This window comes from Luteimonas suaedae, assembly GCF_008312895.1.
GTDB classification, from domain to species: Bacteria; Pseudomonadota; Gammaproteobacteria; order Xanthomonadales; family Xanthomonadaceae; genus Luteimonas; species Luteimonas suaedae.
Map to the genome: position 1 here is coordinate 32,460 of NZ_VSSP01000010.1, position 15,816 is coordinate 48,275.

At 70.0% G+C, this 15,816-nt stretch carries 14 protein-coding genes; 2 read left to right on the forward strand and 12 right to left on the reverse strand.

The window, feature by feature from the left end; genetic code table 11:
- Complete coding sequence (locus FXO19_RS14300; protein WP_149195789.1) at positions 1-570, forward strand: hypothetical protein; 570 nt, start codon at positions 1-3, stop codon at positions 568-570.
- Between the two features lie 95 nt (positions 571-665).
- Here FXO19_RS14300 and rarD read toward each other — a convergent pair whose 3' ends face one another.
- The 3 genes from rarD to FXO19_RS14315 form a co-directional block, all read right to left on the reverse strand.
- Entirely contained in the window at positions 666-1,577 is a 912-nt protein-coding gene (gene rarD / locus FXO19_RS14305) for an EamA family transporter RarD (RefSeq protein ID WP_255516446.1), read from the reverse strand.
- Positions 1,574-2,503: a drug/metabolite exporter YedA gene (gene yedA / locus FXO19_RS14310; protein ID WP_149195790.1), complete on the reverse strand. Its 930-nt coding sequence runs from the start codon at positions 2,501-2,503 to the stop codon at positions 1,574-1,576. Before yedA ends, rarD begins: the two co-directional genes overlap by 4 nt.
- 325 nt (positions 2,504-2,828) lie before the next feature.
- Positions 2,829-3,380, reverse strand: coding sequence for a GNAT family N-acetyltransferase (locus tag FXO19_RS14315; RefSeq protein WP_149195791.1), 552 nt, complete (start codon positions 3,378-3,380; stop codon positions 2,829-2,831).
- 94 nt (positions 3,381-3,474) lie between these two features.
- Between FXO19_RS14315 and FXO19_RS14320 the strand changes: the two genes are divergently transcribed.
- Positions 3,475-3,969, forward strand: coding sequence for an Lrp/AsnC family transcriptional regulator (locus FXO19_RS14320; protein ID WP_149195792.1), 495 nt, complete (start codon positions 3,475-3,477; stop codon positions 3,967-3,969).
- A gap of 51 nt (positions 3,970-4,020) precedes the next feature.
- On the opposite strand, the gene FXO19_RS14325 is transcribed toward FXO19_RS14320, so the two are convergent.
- From FXO19_RS14325 to mrdA, 9 genes are all read right to left on the reverse strand, one after another.
- On the reverse strand, positions 4,021-6,210 hold the full coding sequence (locus FXO19_RS14325) for a carboxy terminal-processing peptidase (protein ID WP_149195793.1): 2,190 nt from the start codon (positions 6,208-6,210) through the stop codon (positions 4,021-4,023).
- Positions 6,211-6,407: 197 nt separating this feature from the next.
- Positions 6,408-7,424, reverse strand: coding sequence for a lipoyl synthase (lipA, locus tag FXO19_RS14330; protein ID WP_149195794.1), 1,017 nt, complete (start codon positions 7,422-7,424; stop codon positions 6,408-6,410).
- Positions 7,425-7,671: 247 nt separating this feature from the next.
- Positions 7,672-8,331: a lipoyl(octanoyl) transferase LipB gene (gene lipB / locus FXO19_RS14335; RefSeq protein ID WP_149195795.1), complete on the reverse strand. Its 660-nt coding sequence runs from the start codon at positions 8,329-8,331 to the stop codon at positions 7,672-7,674.
- A gap of 95 nt (positions 8,332-8,426) precedes the next feature.
- The gene (locus tag FXO19_RS14340; protein ID WP_149195796.1) at positions 8,427-8,705 is read right to left on the reverse strand and encodes a DUF493 family protein; all 279 of its coding nucleotides are present in this window, start codon (positions 8,703-8,705) and stop codon (positions 8,427-8,429) included.
- Positions 8,706-8,756: 51 nt separating this feature from the next.
- Complete coding sequence (locus FXO19_RS14345; RefSeq protein ID WP_149195797.1) at positions 8,757-9,983, reverse strand: D-alanyl-D-alanine carboxypeptidase family protein; 1,227 nt, start codon at positions 9,981-9,983, stop codon at positions 8,757-8,759.
- A 90-nt stretch (positions 9,984-10,073) separates the two neighbouring features.
- The gene (locus FXO19_RS14350) at positions 10,074-11,417 is read right to left on the reverse strand and encodes a septal ring lytic transglycosylase RlpA family protein (protein ID WP_255516447.1); all 1,344 of its coding nucleotides are present in this window, start codon (positions 11,415-11,417) and stop codon (positions 10,074-10,076) included.
- On the reverse strand, positions 11,414-12,577 hold the full coding sequence (mltB, locus tag FXO19_RS14355) for a lytic murein transglycosylase B (RefSeq protein WP_149195798.1): 1,164 nt from the start codon (positions 12,575-12,577) through the stop codon (positions 11,414-11,416). The genes FXO19_RS14350 and mltB overlap by 4 nt, the downstream gene beginning before the upstream one ends.
- 162 nt (positions 12,578-12,739) lie before the next feature.
- The gene (gene rodA, locus FXO19_RS14360) at positions 12,740-13,849 is read right to left on the reverse strand and encodes a rod shape-determining protein RodA (RefSeq protein ID WP_149195799.1); all 1,110 of its coding nucleotides are present in this window, start codon (positions 13,847-13,849) and stop codon (positions 12,740-12,742) included.
- Positions 13,846-15,807 carry a penicillin-binding protein 2 gene (gene mrdA / locus FXO19_RS14365; RefSeq protein WP_425481484.1) on the reverse strand — a complete coding sequence of 654 codons (1,962 nt, stop codon included), beginning with the start codon at positions 15,805-15,807 and terminating at the stop codon, positions 13,846-13,848. The genes rodA and mrdA overlap by 4 nt, the downstream gene beginning before the upstream one ends.
- Positions 15,808-15,816: the final 9 nt, after the last annotated feature.

Genomic DNA, 15,816 nt, shown 5'->3' on the forward strand with positions numbered 1-15,816 from the left:
ATGCGCATGCTGATCCCCTGCCTGGCCGTGCTGGCACTCGCCGCATGCACACCGCGCGTGAGCCCGGAGCAGGAAGCCGCCGCGGTCGAGGCGTTCGCCACCGTCGAACAGGTGTTCCAGCACCCGCGCTGCAGCAACTGCCACATCCCCGGCGACCAGCCGCTGCAGTTCGACAGCCAGACGCCGCACGCGATGCAGGTGGTGCGCGGCCCGGAAGGCAAGGGCGCATCCGGCCTGCCCTGCGCCGCCTGCCACGGCGAGGCCAACGCGCCGGACAGCTACGGCCCGCACGCCCCACCCGGCGCGCCGCACTGGCAGTTGCCGCCGCCGGAACAGAAGATGGTCTGGATCGGCGCCTCACCGGCCGAACTGTGCGCATTGCTCAAGGACCGCAGCCGCAACGGCGACCGCGACCTCGACGCCATGCTCGAGCACGTCGCTGAGGACGCGCTGGTGCTGTGGGGCTGGGAACCGGGCGGCGAGCGCATGCCGGTGCCGGTCCCGCACGCCGAGTTCGTCGCTGCATTCACGACCTGGGCCGATGCCGGCGGTCCGTGCCCGGCGGGATAGCTGGAGAAGCAGGGAAACGAGTGGAGAGAAAATGAGAAACGAGAGCTGGCTCCTGCACTGACTCGTTCCTCGTTTCTCTCCGCTCGTTCCTCGTCCTACACCATCGGCGCCACCGCGCGCCGGCGCGAGCGCAGCCAGCCGTCGATCGCGAACACCGCCAGCGCAATCCAGATGAAGACGAAGCCGATGGCGCGATCGCGGTCGAAGGCTTCCTGGAAGAAGAACACGCCGAGCAGGAACTGCAGCGTCGGCGCGATGTACTGCATCACCCCGACCACTGACAGCGGCACCCGCCGCACCGCATAGGCGAAGCCGATCAAAGGCAGCGCCGTCAGCGCGCCGCCGACCACCAGCAGCGCCACCAGCGTCGCGCCCCAGCCGTCGAAGAAGCCGCCCTGCCCGTGGCTCTCGCCCCACAGCAGCAGCGCCAGGCCGGGCAGCAACAGGTACAGGCTTTCCACGCCGAGCCCGGGGATTGACTCCACCGCCGCCAGCTTGCGCACCAGTCCGTACAGCGCGAACGACAGCGCCAGCCCCAGCGCGATCCAGGGAAAGCTGCCGTAGTGGAACGTCAGCCACAGCACCCCGGCCGCGGCCATGGCCACCGACACCCACTGCGGCATGGACAGCCGCTCGCGCAGGAACAGGACGCCGATCACCACGTTGAGCAGCGGATTGATGAAGTAGCCGAGACTGGTCTCGATCACGTGGCCGGCGTTCACCGCCCAGATGTACAGCGCCCAGTTGCCACTGATCAGCAGCGCGCTGAGCGCCAGCATCCAGGCCAGCCGCGGCTGCATCAGCGTCGCCCGCAGCCAGCCGCGCCCGCGCTTCCAGAGCAGCCAGGCCACCACCAACAATGTGCTCCAGACGATGCGGTGGGCGACGATCTGCAGCGACGGCACCGCCTTGAGCAGGTGCCAGTACAGCGGCATCAGCCCCCACAGGACGAATGCGCCGGCCGCGGTCCACAGCCCGGCGCGCAGTTCGCGCGTCGCGTCGCTCACGTGCCGGCGTCCGCTTCCGGCGCCGGCCTCGGCGCGCGCGTGCGCGCCAGCGTGATCGCCACCACGCCGCACAGGATCACCGCCATCGCGCCGAGGTCGTTCACGCTGAAGCGCTCGGCGGCCAGCCACGCGCCGAGCATCACCGCGATCACCGGATTGACGTAGGCATAGCTGCCGGCCAGCGTCGGCCGCACGTGGTGCAGCAGCCAGACATAGGCGGTGAAGCCGACGATCGAGCCGAAGCCGATCAGGTAGGCCACCGACAACGTGCCGTGCAGGGTCGGCAGGCCGGCGAAGCGCTCGCCCAGCAACCCCCCGACCAGCAGCATCACCGCGCCGCCGCACAGCATCTGCGCCGCGGCGGTCATGAACGGCGACGGCAGGTCACGGCCGCGGCTCCAGACCGAGCCGAACGCCCAGGCGATCGGCGCGATCAACAGCGCGACCAGGCCCTGCGGGGACGCGGTCAGCGAACTGCCGGCGTTGAGCCACAGCACGCCGACGAAGCCGATCGCCAGGCCGGTCCATTCGAGCGCACCGGAGCGGTGTCCGCGCAGGGTGGCGAACAGGCCGATCCACAGCGGCGCCGACGCCACCGCGATCGCCGCTAAACCTGAAGACACCGACTGCTCGGCGATGCACACCAGGCCGTTGCCGCCGCCCAGCAGCAGCACGCCCATGATCGTGCAGTTGCGCCACTGCGCGCGGGTCGGCATCGGCGTGCCGCGCAGCCGCAGCACCGCGTACATCAGCGCGCCGGCGACGACGAAGCGCATGCCTGCCATCAGCAGCGGCGGATAACCGCCCTCCAGGGCGAAGCGGATGCCGATATAAGTCGAGCCCCAGATCACGTAGACCAGGGCGAGAGCGCCGGCGACGGCCAGCGCGGAAGCAGGGCGAGAGACCAGCGACGGCACGGCACTCATGGGAGCGGTCCGGTTCGGGAAACGACAATCGGGAAGCGGGCAACGGGGAAGCGGCAACCTGCCGCCGCGGATGCATCTTACGCCAGCGGAAACCGACGCAGCTGCAACGCTGCGTAGCTCCACCGGAGCCAACCGGTCGCAGTGCCTGCGACGTCCATCGCGCCGGTTGCAGCCGGCCTTTGGGCAAGCAATGCAGGCATGCGGCCGATCGATGATGTCGAGCGCGGGCGTGCGCAGGATCCGACGATGCCGCGTGCGTCGCACGGCATGCAGACCAACGCACGATCAGCGCGCAGCCGGGGCGTCACGGGGCCGTCGCCACCGTTCACGGCGCAGACCGGAACCGGCACACGGTCGTGCGGCCGCTGCCGTTGGGACGTCGCAGTGGATCGTCGAAGGTGTCGATGGCGACGAAACCCGCCCGCGCCATCATCGCCGCCGACGCGGCATTCTGTTCATGGCGCTCGACATAGATGTCGTCGCAGCCCAGGCGTCGCAAATGCCCGACCGCAGCCCGCAACAGGCGGCTACCGAGGCTGCGGCCGGCATGCTCGCGATGCACCACCGCTTCGCAGACGTGCCCCAGTGCCGAGGCCGGCGACGCCGACGGCCGGTAACGCCGGAACGCGTCCGTGGTCTCGTACGTCACCGCGGCGATGATCGCGCCGCCAGCTTCGGCCACGACCGCATCGACCCGGCCTTCGGCGATCGCGGCGACATGGGCGCGGATCTCGTCGACAGGCAGGTGATTCCATGGGTTCGGGCCATGCGCCAGGATCAGCGCCTGCAAGGCCGGAACGTCGGCGCTGGTGGCGTCGCGAATCGTCGCATCGGCGCCGCGGACGGGATCCGGCAGTGGCTCGACAGACGGTTGCATCTTGGCACTCCGGAACGGCGGGACTGTCCGGCAGGCTAGCGGAGCGGCACGGGACGCGCTTGAAAATTTACCCGGATATACGCAAAAATTTTGCATGCCGCGCCGACCGCCGCCTCTCGACGATTTCGACCACCGCCTGCTGGCCTTGCTGCAGCGCGACGCCACCGCCACGCTCACCGCACTTGGCGATGCGGTCGGGCTCTCGCCGAGCGCGGTGCAGCGACGGATCTCGCGTTATCGCAGCAGCGGACTGATGCGCCAGGTCGCAGTCCTGGACCCTGCCGCGCTCGACTGCACCCTCGCGGCGGTCTGGGTGACGATGGAGCGCGAATCCGCGCAGCGGCACACCGCCTTCCGGACCCGGATGCGCGAGGCGCCCGAGGTGCAGCAGTGCTACGAACTGGCCGGCGAGTGGGACTACCTGGTGCTCGTCGCCACGACCGGCGTCGCCCACTGCCGGCAGGTGGTTGACCGGCTCTTTCTCGACGAAGGCAACATCAGGCGCTACGACACCCACCTGGTGTTCGACGTCGTGAAACACGGCCTGGAGTTACCGACACCGGCGATTCGTGCCGGCGTGACGCCCTGACCACGCCGGCCCCGCAAGGCGGGCCGCCGACGCGGCCACCGGGACGGACACTCAGCGCGCCCAGCTGCCGGGCTGGGTGGACTCCGGCAACACCTGTGCCGATAGCTGGCGATCGTTGTCGAGCAGGCGCATGGCGTCGGCCAGGATCGCCGCCGACTCCTGCAGCAGCGGGTCCGGACGCTCCTCGGCCGCCTTCTCGCGGGCCGTGTCCAGGGCGATGTCGCGTTCGTTGGCCTGCAGGCCGTCGTCGCTGCTTTCCTCTGCCAGCGGATCCAACGGCAGGCCCAGCGCGCGACGCTGTTCCTGGCGCTCGCGACGCTTGGTGTCCTCGCGCTCGCGCTCGGCGCGGCGCTCGGCCTCGTTGAGCGAGACGTACTTCTTCGCGCGCTCGGTGCGGAACTGCTCGACGTCCTCCACCCACCACTGGAATTCCGGATCCTCGGCGATCCGGCTCTCGTGCAGCACGTTGAGCTGCGGCAGCAGCGGCTTGAAGTCGCCGTAGCGGGTGTGCGGGACCGAGGCGATGCGGGTCCAGGGCAGCGCGTTGTCGTAGGTGCTCTCGCCGAACTCGCTGGCGTCGACCGTCACCGGGAAGCGGATGTCCGGCACCACGCCGCGGTTCTGGGTGCTGCTGCCGCCGGGCAGGAAGAACTGCGCCACGGTCAGTTTGACCGAGCCGAAACGCTTCTCCTCGCTGCCCGGCCAGCGGTCCAGGTCGACCAGGTTCTGCACCGTGCCCTTGCCGAAGGTGGACTCGCCGATCACCAGGCCGCGGCCGTAGTCCTGGATCGCGCCGGCGACGATCTCCGAAGCCGACGCCGAGCCGCGGTTGATCAGCACCGCCAGCGGCCCGTCCCAGGCGACGCCCGAGGTACGATCGCCCTCGACGCTGACGCGGCCGCCGGATTCGCGCACCTGCACCACCGGGCCGGTATCGATGAACAAGCCGGTCAGCTCCACGGCTTCGTTGAGCGAACCGCCGCCGTTGTTGCGCAGGTCCAGCACCACGCCGTCGACGTCCTCCTCCCCGAACTCGCCGAGGATCCGCGCCACGTCGCGGGTGGCCGAGGCGTAGTCGCCGTCGCGATTCCGCCGGCCCTGGAAGTCCTGGTAGAACGCCGGCAACTCGATCACGCCGATGCGCCGATCGGCGCCGTCACCGCCGGTGCCCGGCAGGGTCAGGACCTTGGACTTGGCCGCCTGTTCCTCCAGGCGCACGCGCGCGCGGGTCAGCACGATGCGCACCGGCTCGCTGTCGAGGTTGGCCGAGCCCGGCACCACGTCGAGCTGTACCTGGGTGCCCTTCGGGCCCTTGATCTTCTCGACCACGTCGTCGATGCGCCAGCCGACCACGTCCTCGATCGGGCCGTTCTTGCCCTGGCCGACGCCGACGATGCGGTCGCCGGGCTTGAACTTGCCGCTGATCGCGGCCGGGCCGCCGGCGATGAGCTCGCGGATCACCACGACGTCGTCCTGTTTCTGCAGCTGTGCGCCGATGCCCTCCAGCGACAGCGACATGCTCTGGTTGAACAGCGCGGTGCTGCGCGGATTGAAATAATCGGTATGCGGATCGATCGCGGCGGTGTAGGCGTTGACGAAGGTCTGGAACGCATCCTCGCCGTCGAGCTGGGCGGTATTGTTGCCCTGGTTGAGGTAGCGCCTGTCGAGGGTCTTGCGGATCTCCGCCGGCTCGCGCCCGGCCAGCTTCAGGCGCAGCCAGTCGTTGCGCACCTGCTGTTTCCACAACGCGTCGAGCTCGGCCTTGTCTGCCGCCCACGGCGCGTCCTCGCGATCGTAGATCCAGCGGTCCTCGCCGTCGAAGTCGAAGATGTCCTGCTTGAGCAGTGCGCGCGCATGGGTCACGCGCTCGGCCACGCGCTCCTTGTACTTGGCGAAGATCGCGTAGGCCGGCTCCATGTCCCCGTCGCGGATGGCCTCGCCGATTCGCGGCCCATAGGCCTCGAATTCGGCGACGTCGGCGGCGGTCAGGAACATCTTGGTCGGGTCCAGGGACTCGAGGTAGCGCTCGAAGATGTCGGCCGACATCGCCGGATCCAGCTGCCGCGGCCGGTAGGCGTAGCGGCTGTCCGAAAGCAGGCCGTGCACCAGCTTTGCGGTCCGCACCTGGTCGGCATTCGGCGAGGCCGGGATCGAATCGCCGTCGGCGCGCGCCATCAGCGCCAGCGGCACCGACAAGGCCAGCGCGATCAGGGCAGTGGAGATCAGGCGGGAGGCTTTCATGCGCGATTCAACCTTCGAGGGTCGGCCAGGCGGGCCCGGCAGACAATGTGTGGACAGTCATGGACGGCGCCACAGTGCCGAAAGTTGCATCGGCGGCGCACGACAACGCGTTTTCCACTCTACCCGGCCATCGCCGTCCCGGCGTGAACGGTACATGTGCGAATGGCCATCGACGGGGATTGGCCGCCACGGCGCCGTCAGGCGGCGACGCCGGCTTCCATCGCCTGGCGGTCGGCGTGATAGGACGAGCGCACCAAGGGCCCCGAGGCGACGTGGCTGAAGCCGAGTTCGACCCCGAACACCTCCAGCGCCTTGAATTCGTCCGGCGTCCAGTAGCGCAGCACCGGATGATGGTGGGCGCTGGGCTGCAGGTATTGGCCGATGGTGATCATGTCGACGTCGTGCGCGCGCAGGTCACGCAGGGTGCCCTGCACCTGTTCCGGGGTCTCGCCCAGGCCGAGCATGATCCCGGACTTGGTCGGCAGCCCCGGATGCTGCGCCTTGAACTTCTGCAGCAGGGTCAGCGACCACTGATAGTCAGCGCCCGGGCGCACGTTGCGGTACAGCTCCGGCACGGTCTCGACGTTGTGGTTGAACACGTCCGGCGGATCGGCGGCGAGGATCTCCAACGCCCGGTCCATGCGGCCCTTGCCGCGGAAGTCCGGCGTCAGGATCTCGATGCGGGTGCCTGGCGCCGCGTCGCGGATCGCGACGATGCAGTCGACGAAGTGCTGGGCGCCGCCGTCGCGCAGGTCGTCGCGGTCGACGCTGGTCACCACCACGTACTTCAGCCCCATATCGGCGACCGTCTCTGCCAGACGCCGCGGCTCGTCGGGGTCCGGCGGCTTCGGGCGGCCGTGGGCGACGTCGCAGAAACTGCAGCGGCGGGTGCACACGTCGCCGAGGATCATGAAGGTGGCGGTGCCGTGGCCGAAGCATTCGTGGATGTTCGGGCAGCTGGCGTCCTCGCACACGGTGACCAGGCGGTTGGCGCGCAGCTTGGACTTCAGCGCCGCGACGGCGCCGTTGGACGGGATCCGCACCCGAATCCACGACGGCTTGCGCAGCACCGGCGCGTCGGCGAACTGCACCGGCGAGCGCGCGATCTTGTCGCCGGCGACCTGGCGGGCGCCGGGCTGCAGCGAGCTCTGCGCGGGCGCGGCGGCCGGTTGCACCACCTGCAGCGGGATGGATCGGTCGGCGGAAGACGTCATGGCGTTGCGAGAACCCGGCAAAGCGGCATTGTAAACCAGTCGCCGTAATCCCCCGTAGGAGCGCGCCATGCGCGCGATGCCGCGGCGCTCACCGATCCCGCGCCGCCCGAACACCGGCATCGCAACCGACGAAGCGCCGACGACTGGATGAGGATTACGGAATCCGCGGCGTCAGAAGCTGCGGCGGCATCGCGCGCATGGCGCGCTCCTACGGACCGGTAGCATGGCGCCGGGTGGTCGCCCGGCATCAGGCGGCCTGCGACAGGTCCGGCAGATCCGGTTCCGACCGTAGTGCCAGGCCGAAACGCTCCGCCAGCCGCGCCAGCAGCACCGGCTTGACAGCCTCCGGACCGGAGGGACCGCCCAGGTCCGCCACCGAGGTCACCTGCAGTCCCTGGTAGCCGCAGGGGTTGATGCGCCGGAACGGCTCCAGGTCCATCGCGATGTTGAACGCGAGCCCGTGGAACGTGCAGCCGCGGCGCACGCGGATGCCGAGCGCGGCGACCTTGGCCCCGGCCACGTACACCCCGGGCGCGCCGTCGCGCCGCCCGGCCGCGATGTTCCACTCCTCCAAGGTGTCGATGACCGCCTGCTCGATGCGGTCGACGTACTCGCGCACCCCGATCTTCAGCCGCCGCAGGTCGAGCAACGGATAGGCCACGATCTGTCCCGGCCCGTGATAGGTCACCTGGCCGCCGCGGTCGACGTGCAACACCGGGATGTCGCCGGGCACCAGCACGTGCTCGGGCCGGCCGGCCTGGCCGAGGGTGAACACCGGATCGTGCTCGACCAGCCACAGTTCGTCGGCAGTGTCGGCCGCACGCGCGTCGGTGAAATGCTGCATGGCGCGCCAGACCGGAAGGTACGGCTGGCGGCCGAGGTCGCGGACGAGCGCGGTGCGGGGCATGCGCTAGGGCCTGCCCACGAACGGGAGCGCCGAGGACTCGCCGGCGTGCCGCCGCGCCGCGCCACGGACGTGTGGCCACGCGACGCCAAGCGCATTCACAGCGTCCACTTCACTTCCGGGTGCTCGCGCAAGGCGGCATGCGCGGTCTCGTATTCCTCGCGCGAGCCGGCGCGGAAACTCAGCCGCACCGACACGAACCGGCCGCCGCTGGATTCACGGGTGGTGACGGTCTCGTGCAGCACGGTGATGCCGGCCGCGGCCAGCAGGTTCGGGATCTCGGTCTCGAGCCCGGCACTGGCCGGGCCCATGGCGGTGATTTCGAACTCGCCGGGAAACTGGAAGCCGTGCTCGGGATTGTCGGACTTGATCTCCATGACCCGATTATGGGCACCCGCACGGCCGTTCCCAAGCCCGGCTGACCGGTCTCAGTCGGAGTTCCACCACATCAGAAACTCGTGCCACAGGCGCTTGAAGAACCCGGCCTGCTCCACTGCCTCCAGCGCCACCAGTGGGCGCTCGGCGACCACTTCGCCATCGAGGGTGACGCGCACGGTGCCGATCGCCTGGCCCTGCTCCACCGGCGCGACCAGGGTCTTGGGCACGTCCATGGTCGGCTTGAGCTGGTCGTACTTGCCGCGCGGCATGCTGATCAGCAGCGGCTCGGCCAGGCCCATGCGCAGCTCGTCGGCCTTGCCCTTCCAGATCTTCTGGGTGGAGATGGCCTGCCCGGCGTCGTACAGCTTGTGGGTCTCGAAGAAGCGGAAGCCCCAGTTCAGCAGCGCCAGCGAATCGTTGGCGCGCTGGTCCTCGCCGGTCGAGCCCATCACCACCGCGATCAGGCGCTGATCACCGCGCTTGGCCGACGACAGCAGGCAGTAGCCGGCCTTGGAGTGGTGGCCGGTCTTGATGCCGTCGACGCTGTCGTCGCGCCACAGCAGCCGGTTGCGATTGCGCTGGGTGATCGGACCGACGGTGAACTGCTTGATCTTGTTGTGCGCGTACTGCTCGGGATAGTCGCGGATCATCGCCCGGCCCAGCAGCGCCAGGTCGCGCGCGGTCGAATAGTGGTTCTCGGCCGACAGTCCGTGTGCGTTGACGAAATGGCTGTTCTTCAGCCCGATGCGCTCCGCGTAGGCGTTCATCAGCGCGGCGAAGGACGCCTCGCTGCCGGCGACGTGCTCGGCCAGGGCGATCGCGGCGTCGTTGCCCGACTGCACCGCCATGCCCTTCTCCATGTCCAGCAGCGGCGCGGTCTGGTTGACCTCGAAGCCGCTGTAGCTGCCGTCGGTCATGGCGCCGCCGGTGCGCCAGGCGTTCTCGCTCAGCATCACCTGGTCGTCCGGCTTGACCTTGCCGGCGGCCAGTTCCGCGGCGATCACGTAGCTGGTCATCACCTTGGTGATGCTGGCCGGCTCGACCCGCTCATCGACGTTCTCGCCGGCCAGGACCTGCCCGGTCTCGTAGTCCATCAGCAGCCAGGCGGTGCCGACGACCGGCGGCGGCGGCGGTGTCGGCACGGCGTCGCTGAGCGCGGCGGGCGCGTCCGGCTGCGGCGCCGGCGACGGCGCCTCCTGGGCGAGCGCCAGCCCGAGCACGGACACGGACAGGGCAAGGACGGCAACGAGGGCGGGGCGGATGGCGGCAAATTTCATCAACAGCGGAACTCCGGTGGCGCGACCGTTCCCGGTCGCGGCATGGCTGTGGAGATGGGCACGGATACGGAAATCGGGATGGCCGGCAGTCTACTCGCGAACGACGTGCGGCTGCCCGAACCCGAGACCGGCGAAACGGGCGCTCAGTTCCGCGACGGTGGCGGCATCCACCGGCCCGACGCGCACCCGCCACACCGGCTTGCCGCCGGAATTGCCGTCGACCATGCGGGCGCCGTCGATTCCGGCGCCGCGCAGCATCGACAGTGCGCGTTCGGCATTGGCCTTCGCGCCGAAGGCCGCGACCTGCAGGGTCACGCCGGTACCCGCGGCCGTCGCCGGGATCTCGGTTTCGATCTCGGCGACGGCCTGCGCGGGGCTGACCACCGGGATCGGCGGCTCGATCGCGGTCGGCACCGGGTCGGGCACGCCCGGCTTGCCGGTGGCCACGCGGATGCGGCGCGAGGCCATCCACGCGTCAAATTCGTCCGCGGTCATGACGCGGCCGTCGCGCATCATGTCGAAGCGCCAGTCTTCCACCGCGGCCGGTTCCGGTTGCGCATTGGCCGGCTGCGCGCCCGCCGGCGCCGCGGCAGGGCGCTCGCCGGCGCTGGCGGTGGCGAGCGGCAGCGCCTCGACCAACTGGTCGATGGCGCTCGTGGACGCGGGCGGGGCGGACGCTTCCACGGTCGCCGGCGGCGTCGCGGCCACGGCCTCGTGGTCGCGACGCGCGTTTTCGCCCGGGCTCAGCGCGCGTACTTCGACCTGTGCGGTGCCGGCGCGGTGCATGTCCAGCTTGACCGCGGCCGCCCAGCTCAGGTCGACCACGCGGCCCTCGTGGAACGGCCCGCGATCGTTCACCCGCACCACCACCGAACGGCCGTTGTCGAGGTTGGTGACGCGCGCGAAGCTCGGCAGCGGCAGCGACTTGTGTGCCGCGGTGAACGCGTACATGTCGTACACCTCCAGATTGGAGGTGCGACGGCCGTGGAACTTGTTGCCGTAATACGATGCGCGCCCGCGCTCGACGAAATCGTCGGGGCGCTCGAGCACGTGGTAGGTCTTGCCGAGCACCTTGTACGGCGAGCGGTTGCCGTAGGCCGAGCGCGGCTCGTCGACGACCTCCGGTTCCGGAATCGCATCGACGTCGGGCACGTAGTCCGGCGCGCTGTCACGGACGTGCGGTGCGTACAGGCCGCCGGCGGTGTAGTCGCCGCGCTTGCTCGGATCCTCCTGCGCCGGCGGATATGGCGATCGCCGCGACCCGCGCCGGGGCGAGACCGCCTTCCCGCCCGGCCCGTGCGCCGTCTCGGCGGGGGGCGAGGACTGCTTGGGCGCGCCGCTGCAGGCTGCGAGCAGGAGTGTGGCCGCGAGCGAAAGCGCGGCCGCGAGCGGCGCCAACGCCTGCCGGCCGATGCCGAGCCCGCCCTGGCTCACGGCCCGGCGCCGCCGCTGCCGGCGCGGATCGCCTGTGCCAGTTGGTGTACCGACAAGGCGTACATCGGCGAACGGTTGTAGCGGGTGATGACGTAGAAATTGCGGTAGCCGAGCCAGTATTCCGGGCCGGCATCGCCGTGCAGCGACAGCAGGGTGGCGCCTTCGGCGACCGGCTCCCCGGCCCGCGGGCGGTAGCCGCGGCCGGCCAGATCGGCCAGCGGGTACACCGGGTCCAGCGATTCGGGGGCGAAGTCGGCGGCGGCCGCATCACGATCCGCGCGCGCCACCACCGGCCCGTCGCGCTCCCAGCCGTGGATCACGAAGTAGTTGGCGATCGAGGCGAACACGTCCGGCAGGTGGGTCAGCAGGTCGCGGCGGCCGTCGCCGTCGCCGTCCTTGGCCCACAGCCGGTAGCTGGACGGCATGAACTGCCCCATGCCCATGGCGCCGGCGTAGCTGCCCTTCAGCGTGGTGACATCGAGCTGCGGCTCCTCCTGCGCCAGCGCGAACAGCTGCGCCAGCTCGCCGGCGAAGAACGGCGCGCGCTTGGGAAAGTCGAACGCCAGCGTGTACAGCGCGTCGACCACGCGGTAGTTGCCGGTGATCTTCCCGTAGCTGGTCTCCACGCCGATGATGGCGACGATGTATTCGGCCGGCACCCCGGTCTGGGCGGCGACCCGGTCCAGCGCGGCGCGGTGCTGGGCATAGAAGCTGCGGCCGCCGCTGATCCTGGCATCGTTGACGAAGATCGGGCGGTATTCGGCCCAGGTGCGCGTCTTCTCCGCCGGCCGCGACATCGCATCGAGGATGCTTTGCCGCTTTTGCGCCTGCGACAGCACCGAACGCACGCCGGCGGCGTCCATGCCGTAGGTCCGCACCGTGTAGTCGACGAAGTTGTCGATGCGCTGCTGGCGCGGAATCGCCGGATCGGTCACCGGCTCCGGCGCCACCGGACGTTCCGGCGGCTGCGGCACCGGCGCCAGCAGTCCCTGGCCGGTCGCGGACGCGGGACCACCCGCGGGCGTGGCGGGCTGCACCGACGCATCGGCGGGTGCCGGCGCGGCGGTTTCGGGAGACGGGGGATTGGCCTGGGTCGCACAGGCGACGAGGGCGAATGACAGCAGGCACGAGGCCAGCGGCAAAGCGGAAGGTCGGTTCATCGGTCGCGAGGTTAGCATGGGGAAATCGGTGTGGATCGCGGCTGGCGTTGCTGCATTCAGGCTTGAAGACGAGAAGTGAGAAATGAGGGGTGAGAAATGAGTAAGAGCGATCGCCCTTCTCTCGTTTCTCACCCCTCATTTCTCACTCCTCGCTCTCAGGCCTCACCCCCGCACCGGCCGGTGCGCGTGCACCGACATCACCACGCCCATGCCGGCCAGCAGCGAGACCGCGGCGGTGCCGCCGTAGCTGAGCAGCGGCATCGGCACGCCGACCACCGGCAGCAGGCCGGAGATCATGCCGCCGTTGACGATCACGTAGACGAACATCGCCAGCCCCAGGCTGCCGGCCAGCAACCGCGCATAGCCGTCGCGCGCCTCGCTGGCGATCCACAGGCAGCGGCCAATGACGAACAGGTACAACGCCAGCGTCACCACCACCCCCAGCCAGCCGAACTCCTCGCTGAGCACGGCGAAGATGAAGTCGGTGGTGTGCTCGGGCACGTAGTTGAGATGCGACTGCGTGCCCTGCCCCCAGCCCTGCCCGGCGAACCCGCCGGCACCGATGGCGATCTTCGACTGGATGATGTTCCAGCCGGCACCGAGTGGATCGCTCCCGGGATCGAGGAAGGTCAGCAGCCGATCCTTCTGGTAGGGCATCAGCAACCAGAACCACGCCGCCGGTGCGGCCGCGGCGACCACGCCGCCCGCCGCCGCGAACCACCACCACGACAGTCCTGCCAGGTACAGCGCGAAGGCGCCGCTGGCCGCGACCAGCATTGCGGTGCCCAGATCGGGCTGCAGCATGATCAGCCCGGTCGGCACCGCGATCACCAGCGCGCACACCAGCACATGGCCGATGCGCGGCGGCGTACCGGCCTGGTAGAGGTACCAGGCCGCCATCATCGGCAGGCTCAGCTTCATCAGCTCCGCCGGCTGGAAATAGAACACGCCCAGGTCGATCCAGTGGCTGCCATGGCGACCGGTGCCGATGAACAGCACCAGCAGCAGCGGCAGCAACGAAAGCCCGTAGACCGCCGGCGTGATGCTGCGCAGGCGCAGCGGCGTGACCCGCGAGAGCAGCCACATCGCGCCCAGGCCGACGCCGTAGCGCACCGCCTGCGCGAGCACCATCTGGCTGTTCTGGCCGCTGGCGCTGTACAGCACCGCCAGGCCGATGCCCATCAGCATCACCAGCGCCGCGCACAACGGCCAGTCCAGCGTGCGAACGAAGCGCGCGACCAGGTCCAGCAGCCAGCGCAGGATCACGCTCATGGGACCGCGACCCCGGCTCCGGCGTCGCCGGCCTGCGGGGCCGCGGCGGAAGCCAGCGCAGAGGCTGCGTCCCCGGCCGTTTCCGGGCTCCGGCGTTCGGCCGCGGCAACGACGGCGTCCGCATCCCGCTCCTCGAGCTCCGGCATCTCGCCCAGGATCCAGGCGTCGAAGATCTTGCGCGCGATCGGCGCCGCGGCGACGCCACCGTAGCCGCCATGCTCGACCGTCACCGCCAGCGCGATGGTGGGATTGTCGGCCGGCGCGTAACCGACGAACAGCGCCTGGTGGCGCAGGTGATAGGGCAGCGAGCGCGGATCCACGCGGGCATTGCCGCGCCGCCCCACCCGCTGCGCGGTACCGGTCTTGCCGGCCATCGTGTATTCGGCGTCGCGCGCCAGCGCGGTGGCGGTGCCGCGCCCGTGAATGGTGGCGACCATGCCCTCCTGCACTGCGCGCAGGTGCCCGGCATCGTCGGTGATGCGCCCGGGCGCGGCGGACGTCATCGCCTGCCACGGCTGGTCATACCCTTCGCGCCGGCTCGCGACCAGGCGCAGCGGATGCAGCTCGCCGCCGTTGGCGATCGCCGCGGTGCCGCGCGCCAGCTGCAGCGCCGTGGCGATCCAGTAGCCCTGGCCGATGCCGGCGATCACCGTCTCGCCGGGGTACCAGGGCTCGGGGCTGTGCCCGGCCTTCCATTGCGGCGACGGCACCACGCCGGGATTCTCGCCTACCAGGTCGATCCCGGTCGGCTGCCCGAAACCGTAGCGCGCCATGTATTCGGCGAAGCGCGCGATCCCCATCTCGTAGGCGAGCTTGTAGTAGTAATAGTTGATCGAACGCGAGATCGAGTCGCGCAGGTCGACCCAGCCCCCGCCGCTGCCGGCATCGCGATAGCCGCGGCTCTGCCCGGGGATGAAGAACTCGCCGGTCGACAACACCCTGTCCTCCGGCCTGCGCATGCCGCTGTCGACCCCGGCCAGCGCCACGAACGGCTTGATCGTCGAACCCGGCGGCCCGCCGCCGAGCACATTGCGGTTGAACAGCGGCTTGGCCGGATCGTCCATCAACCGGCGGTAGTCGGCGTGCGAGATGCCGTTGACGAACAGGTTGGGATCGAAACTCGGCAGGCTGACCATGCCCAGCACTTCGCCACTGGCCGGGTCCACCGCCACCGCCGAGCCGTGCAGCGTGCCGAACGCGCGCACCATCGCCTGCTGCAGCTTGAGGTCCACGCTCAACCGCAGGTCGGTACCGGCGGTCGCCGGCAGCCGGCCGACGGTGGCCAGCGCACGCCCCTCGACGTTGGTCTCGACCTGCTCGTAGCCGATGCTGCCGCGCAGCTGGTCCTCGTAGGAACGCTCGATCCCGGTGCGCCCGGTGTGGGGGAACAGGATGTGGTCGCGGCCGTAGCGCTCGACGTCGCTCCCGTCGGTACGGCCGACATAGCCGATCACGTGCGCGAACAGCTGCCCGTATGGATAGCGACGGTTGAGATAGGGCACGATCTCGACGCCCGGAAAACGCCAGCGGTCGACCGCGAAGCGCGCCGCCTCGTGCTCCTCTACCCGCAGCTTCAGGGTGATCGGGCGGAAACCGCGGTTGATCCGGCGCTCCTCGCGGAAGCGGGCGACGTCTTCGGGCGCGAGCGCGAAGATCTGCGACAGCCCCTCGACCAGCGCATCGGTATTGCCGGCATCCTCGGGCGTGACCTCGAGCCGGTAGGCCGGCACGTTGTCGGCGAGGATGCGGCCCTGGCGGTCGTAGATCAGCCCGCGCCCCGGCACCACCGGCCGCGGCTTGATGCGGTTGGCCTCCGACTGGCGCGCATAGTCGCTGTGCTCGAGCACCTGCAGCCGGAAATACCAGGCCGCGAGTCCACCGAGCGCCAGCACCACCACCACGAAGCCGAGCAACGCGCGCACGCGGAACCGCGCCGCCTCGACCTGTGGACTACGCAACCTGCGCTG

Excerpts from the sequence above, each read along its gene's own strand:
- FXO19_RS14300 (WP_149195789.1), top strand. The coding sequence starts at position 1 with ATGCGCATGCTGATCCCCTGCCTGGCCGTGCTGGCACTCGCCGCATGC.
- yedA (WP_149195790.1), bottom strand. The coding sequence starts at position 2,503 with ATGAGTGCCGTGCCGTCGCTGGTCTCTCGCCCTGCTTCCGCGCTGGCC.
- FXO19_RS14315 (WP_149195791.1), bottom strand. The coding sequence starts at position 3,380 with ATGCAACCGTCTGTCGAGCCACTGCCGGATCCCGTCCGCGGCGCCGAT.
- FXO19_RS14320 (WP_149195792.1), top strand. The coding sequence starts at position 3,475 with ATGCCGCGCCGACCGCCGCCTCTCGACGATTTCGACCACCGCCTGCTG.
- FXO19_RS14325 (WP_149195793.1), bottom strand. The coding sequence starts at position 6,210 with ATGAAAGCCTCCCGCCTGATCTCCACTGCCCTGATCGCGCTGGCCTTG.
- lipA (WP_149195794.1), bottom strand. The coding sequence starts at position 7,424 with ATGACGTCTTCCGCCGACCGATCCATCCCGCTGCAGGTGGTGCAACCG.
- lipB (WP_149195795.1), bottom strand. The coding sequence starts at position 8,331 with ATGCCCCGCACCGCGCTCGTCCGCGACCTCGGCCGCCAGCCGTACCTT.
- FXO19_RS14340 (WP_149195796.1), bottom strand. The coding sequence starts at position 8,705 with ATGGAGATCAAGTCCGACAATCCCGAGCACGGCTTCCAGTTTCCCGGC.
- FXO19_RS14345 (WP_149195797.1), bottom strand. The coding sequence starts at position 9,983 with ATGAAATTTGCCGCCATCCGCCCCGCCCTCGTTGCCGTCCTTGCCCTG.
- mltB (WP_149195798.1), bottom strand. The coding sequence starts at position 12,577 with ATGAACCGACCTTCCGCTTTGCCGCTGGCCTCGTGCCTGCTGTCATTC.
- rodA (WP_149195799.1), bottom strand. The coding sequence starts at position 13,849 with ATGAGCGTGATCCTGCGCTGGCTGCTGGACCTGGTCGCGCGCTTCGTT.